Source organism: Nitrosomonas communis, assembly GCF_900114745.1.
GTDB lineage: Bacteria > Pseudomonadota > Gammaproteobacteria > Burkholderiales > Nitrosomonadaceae > Nitrosomonas > Nitrosomonas communis_A.
In genome coordinates this window covers 1-5671 of the sequence record NZ_FOUB01000117.1, presented here as the reverse complement: position 1 = coordinate 5671, position 5671 = coordinate 1, and the positions used below count along the sequence as shown (strand labels likewise).

The 5671-nt window shown below is 48.4% G+C and carries 1 protein-coding gene and 4 pseudogenes; 3 read left to right on the top strand and 2 right to left on the bottom strand.

What is annotated here, in order from left to right:
* Window positions 1–362 precede the first annotated feature (362 nt).
* The 3 pseudogenes from BM122_RS20045 (at window position 363) to BM122_RS20035 (ending at window position 5297) form a co-directional block, all read left to right on the top strand.
* Window positions 363–1678: pseudogene (locus tag BM122_RS20045) on the top strand (IS1380 family transposase).
* Between the two features lie 378 nt (window positions 1679–2056).
* Window positions 2057–3282: pseudogene (locus tag BM122_RS20040) on the top strand (IS110 family transposase).
* A gap of 786 nt (window positions 3283–4068) precedes the next feature.
* Window positions 4069–5297: pseudogene (locus tag BM122_RS20035) on the top strand (ISAzo13 family transposase).
* Window positions 5298–5316: 19 nt separating this feature from the next.
* Here BM122_RS20035 and BM122_RS25620 read toward each other — a convergent pair.
* Both BM122_RS25620 and BM122_RS25615 read right to left on the bottom strand, forming a co-directional pair.
* Window positions 5317–5505 (bottom strand): hypothetical protein, encoded by a 189-nt coding sequence (locus BM122_RS25620; RefSeq protein WP_256212250.1) that lies wholly within the window; start codon window positions 5503–5505, stop codon window positions 5317–5319.
* Window positions 5489–5671, bottom strand: a pseudogene (locus tag BM122_RS25615) (hypothetical protein); the annotation flags it as partial. The gene BM122_RS25620 and the pseudogene BM122_RS25615, both read right to left, overlap by 17 nt.

Genomic DNA, 5671 nt, shown 5'->3' with positions numbered 1-5671 from the left:
GATGCCAGAACTGAATGTGCCTGAAGGCAAAATCGCCAACGGCCTATTTAATGTGCGCTCTCTATGGGGAAGCAATCCGGGGTGCGAGTCAGTTCAGCGGATTATGTTAGGTTGCGGGGTTAAACCACCAAAAATTTGAACAACCTCTATCGCCACCTTCCAATACGTAGTTTCTTTCATCATCAGGGGTGGCGGCAACTGCAATGATCATTAGGGTGGAAGGTGGTGGGTAGAGATCGTAATAGATTTTGGTGATCTGATTCCCCGATTCTAACCCGAATATTGCACGAAAGGAAGTGGCAATTCCCCATTAAATCTTTATAATTCAGTTACCTAAGCTGAATAAAGAAAAGGAATTGCCAGTGACAAAGTGTACCCAGGAATCATTTAATTTTCCAGAGGTAAAGAAGCGTACTGTTGAAGTAAATTTCCAGGGTGGAGATATTACTTCAGATGATGGTGTCATGTTATTGCGCCAGGCGGATAAACGCATTGGGCTGAGCAAAGCTGTTGCTCAAGCGCTGGAAGATAATCGTCGGCAGGCAAGTTGCAAGCATGATATTTTGACTCTATTGCGCCAACGGATTTATGGGGTGGCATGTGGTTATGAAGATCTCAATGATCATCAGAAATTACGCCATGATTTGGCGATTCAATCAGCTGTTGAACGTGAAGAGGTATTGGCGAGCTGTTCCACCTTATGTCGCTGGGAGAATCGGGCGAATCGACAAAACGGCCTGGCATGTTCATCAAGTAATGATAGAGCGGTTTATGGCTTCATTCAAACAGCCACCTAAAGAACTGATTCTTGATTTTGATGCCACCGATGATGCAGTCCATGGCAAACAGGAGGGCCGCTTCTTTCACGGCTATTATGATCACTACTGCTTTTTACCCGTGTATGTGTTCTGCCAGGATCAACTGCTGGTAAGCTACCTGCGGCGAAGCCATATTGATGGGGCAAAACATGCCTGGGCCATTCTGTCGTTGCTGGTAAAACGGTTCAGGCAGAGCTGGCCTGCAGTTTGTATCATTTTTCGAGGCGACAGTGGTTTTTGCCGCCGCAGAATGCTGGCATGGTGTGAGCGGGATGAGGTGGGTTACATCGTGGGTATCGCCCAGAACAAGCGACTGAATGAGATCACTGCGCAATGGCAGCAAGCAGCAGAGAAGCAGTATGTCGCATCCGGTGAGAAAGTACGCTGGTTTTACGAGTTTCAATATACTGCAAAAAGCTGGAAGCGGACACGGCGCATCATCGTTAAAATTGAACATACAGAGAAAGGCAGTAATCCACGTTATGTCGTCACCAATCTGACAGGCAAACCTCAGCTTCTCTATGATAAGCTTTTATTCATTACGCGGTGAAATGGAAAATCGTATCAAGGAACAACAGCTCGATCTGTTTGCAGATCGCACCAGTCGCCATCGGTGGTGGGCAAATCAATTTCGTCTACTCCTGTCCTCGCTGGCTTACATCCTGCTGGAAACCATATGGCGCCTTGCATTGCAAGGTACAGAACTGGCTCAAGCCTATGTGAGCACATTACGCCTCAAACTGATCAAAATCGGTGCCGTTGTCCTACTTAATACCCGCCGTATTCGCTTTTTACTTGCAAGTAGCTGTCCCTACCAAAAACTGTTCTTCCAAGCCGCAGCCAGACTTTCTTCTGGGTAACTTATTCCCAGGATTATGAGTCGCCGTTTACCGCATAAAACAGCAATGTGGTGGATGTGCTATGCCTGTTAACCAAGAAAAACCTCTTTTTTGTCATAATTTCCAACAAAATCCACAGAAAAACGCATTCCATCACAACAAATTTTGAATAGAGATCTGATTTATCCAATTGGAAAATGAGTTTCTGGCAAATTTGCTCTTATTTTTGATGCTCGTGCAATATTCGGGCTAACGTGATCTGCCGGGCTGACTCGCACCCCGGATTGCTTCCATCGAGAGCGCACGCTAAACAGGCTGCTGGTGACTTGTCACCTTCAGGCATATTCAGTACCGGCACTCACCCCTTCCACTCTTGAGTATAAATCGACGGGAGATAATATGGAATTGATTGCACTGTACAAACGCGTGGTTGGCCTAGATGTTCATCAGGCGCAAATCACGGCCTGTGCATTGATCGAGGAAGCCGATGGTAGTACGCGCATCGAGCCACGGCAGTTTGGTACGTTCAAATGTGATCGCCGGGAATTGGCATATTGGGTGGCGGGGCTTCACCCCGACGAGGTTGTCATGGAAAGCACAGGTATTGACTGGAAGAGCCCGTTTTCTGCGTTAGAAATAGTGGTTATTCGGGCAAAAGTGGTGAATGCGCGGCACGTCAAGAACGTGCCGGGGCGTAAGACGGACGTGAGTGATGCCCGCTGGCTGGCGACACTGGCGCACGCTGGCTTGGCTAGGCGGATCGTTTATACCGCCGGTGAGACTACGTGAGCTGCGTCTGATTGCCCGTCAGCGACAGAAACTGATCAGTCAGTTGGCTCAAGAGAAGAACCGTTTGCACAAAGTGCTGACTGAGGGCGGCGTCCGTCTTGGCGTCGTCGTCAGCGATTTGCATGGTCAATCTGCCCGGGCCATGGTCAAGGCGATCATCGCCGGACAATCGCCACATGAGGTACTCAAATTCGCCAGTCGGCGGCTCAAGGCCAGCCGTGAGGAAATCTTCGACGCCCTGCAGGAGGAGCTGACAGCAAGCCACTACTTTGTGCTCGACGAACTCATAGAACAACATCGAGGAAATCGAAGCACATATCGCCCGTTTCGATAACAAGCTTCTGGATGAACTTAAGGACGAACAGAGTACGCTGGCACGGTTGCAAACATTGCCTGGCGTCGACCTCATGGGCGCAGCTAGGCTGCTCGTCGAAATGGGCATCGACATGAATGCCTTCGGCAGCACCGGTCATCTGGCATCAAAGGTCGGCATCTGTCCCGGTAACCATGAATCCGCCGGCAAACACAAATCTGGGCGTGCCCGCAAGGGCAACCCCTATGTCCGACGACTACTTTGCGAGTTCGCTCATGCCGCCAGTCGTACCCGATCGGTGTTCAAATCGAAGTTCCAGTCTCTCGTTCTCCGGCGGAGCTATAAACGCGCGATCGTGGCTATCGGCCAAAAAATATTACGCACTCTCTTCTTCATGCTCAAACGGCACGAATATTACCGGGATTCAACCACTGACTATAAAGCACTCTCTGTCCAACGTAATGCTCCGCATTGGATTAAGGCTCTGATCAAGTTCGGCATCATCACACCAGCCAAAACTTGATAAGGATTCATCGTGTCATGGCCTTCACTGGCCAGAGGCATGCTCGCCTTCGCACCATTTTTGATTGGGAAATGGAATGAGATGTAACTTTACTGTATCCTGTTAATCCACAATATGTCTCATTTTATTATGCTTATTTCTTAAATATTTTGTTGTTAACATATGCCTTCATAGAGACCATATAATTTATATGGTTATCTGAAGTACGAAGAAAACTCTGATGGAGAAAATTTATGCAATTATCTAAAGAGTATTATTTTATTTTAACTGTTATGGCATTCTTGAGCATTCTTGAATTGTTATCTTATTAAAAGCAAATAATAAACATAAACTGCCGCCACAAATAACGTTATACGGTGAATCTGTGGCGGCTTTTCTTTTCTATGCTAAATTGAAAAAATTTAGTTATCCATCGTAGAATATAAATAAATATTAATATTTGAATAAAGTTTTTTCAAACTTCTTTACTCAGAAATCAATCGCCCCAAGCTATTTTACAATTTAGAAATCTTTGAGTAGTTTACAATCATTTGTATCCTAAATGTCTACAGTATGATTCCAAAACTCCATAGCTGTAAAAAATTATAGTGAGATGTGCTGCTTTTCATAGACTTCTATCACATACAATCAACTGAATGAACGTGAGTTCGACATAAGGATCACGCTACCAAAGCTGGAAGAGCTTGAGGGACAGGGCAATCGCGCTTAAATTATCCTAATAACCCGACATAAGTGGCCTAGAAAAAATAACTTGAACATTTATGCGATTGTGTCTATCGTTGCCGTATGGATAATGTGACGAAGATTGCAAACAAATACCAAGCCCTTTCGGCTCGATTGGATGAAGCGACTCTGCGGTTGCGGGCCGCCGTCGAGGCTCGTGATCTGAGTCGGGGTGGCGTGAGTATCGTGCAAAGCAGTGGGGATTTCCCGCACGACGATTGACGCGGGCCTTGCGGAATTGGATCATACCACCCTGACTACCCTGCCTGCGCCCAATCAACGGGTGCGCACCCACGGAAGGCGGACGAAAGAAACTTACCCGTAAAGATCCGACGCTGTTGCGGGATTTGGATGCCATGGTCGATCCGACTTCTCGCGGAGACCCAATGGTAGCGTTGCACTGAACGTGCAAGAGCACCCCAAGACTGGCGAAAGAGTTGCAGGCGCAAGGTCATGCGGTCAGTCAGCGGACGGTGTGTGACCTGCTGGCGCAAATGGGTTACAGCCTGTAATCGACGCGCAAGACGCGAGAGGGCGGTAATCATCCTGACCGCGAGGAGCAATTTCAGCATATTGCCAGTCAAGTCGCGCAGTGTCAGGCTGTTGGCGATCCGGTGATTTCGGTGGATACCGAGAAAAAGGAGTTGATCGGCGATTTCACGAACGGTGGCCAGGAATGGCAGCCCAAAGGAAAGCCTGAAGAGGTTCGCGTTTACGATTTCATCGACCCTGACTTGGGCAAGGTGGCGCCGCACGGAGTCTACGACCTGACCGCCAACCAAGGTTAGGTGAGTGTCGGCATTGATCACGACACCGCTGAATTGGCCGTCGAAAGTATCCGCCGCTGGTGGCGGGAGAGGGGGCAACCGCTTTATCCCAAGACCAAACGCCTGCTGATCACAGCCGACTGTGGAGGCAGCAATAGTTACCGGGTGCGCTTGTGGCGTGTACAATTGCAGAAACTCGCAGACGAACTGGGGATGACCATTCAGGATTGCCATTTCCCGCCCGGAACCAGCAAGTGGAACAAGATTGAGCATCGCATGTTTTGTCACATCACCCAGAATTGGCGTGGGCGCCCACTGCTTAGCCGGAAAGTCGTGGTGAACCTGATCGGCAACACGACCACAGCGGTCGGCTTGCGGATTCAGGCTGAACTTGATGAAAACCCCTATCAGGCAGGCATCAAGGTGTCGGACCAGGAGCTTGCCGAACTGGCTATTGAAAGAAAGGGCTTTCGCGGTGAATGGAATTACAAAACTAAGCCTCGAGTATCCGTGAATATAGCATGATGTGTTCAAGTTATTTTTTTTAGGCTACTAAATACTCATTATCCCATCCGGCTTTTAAACGCTTGGTCTTGATGCCAACCTTGGATGTTTTTTCGGCCTTGATCAGATTCAGGGCGATATGCCGGATAACAGCCAGATTCGCAGCACTATGTCCCTTGCGAGTCCGATTGCTGTCTTCATCAAAGGCTATGTCAAGAACCCAGTGCAAATTGTTCTCTATAGCCCCATGCCGCCCGCACCCCACGCTCTAATCGCTCTGGATCATTCGCATCAAGGCTGCTGATGAAATAGCGTATTTCCTCGGTCACTTTGTTATCGATTTCTCTTTTGGCGGTGACAGCGATCATGCTTGGTAAGCTTTTCCAGTCATGCCG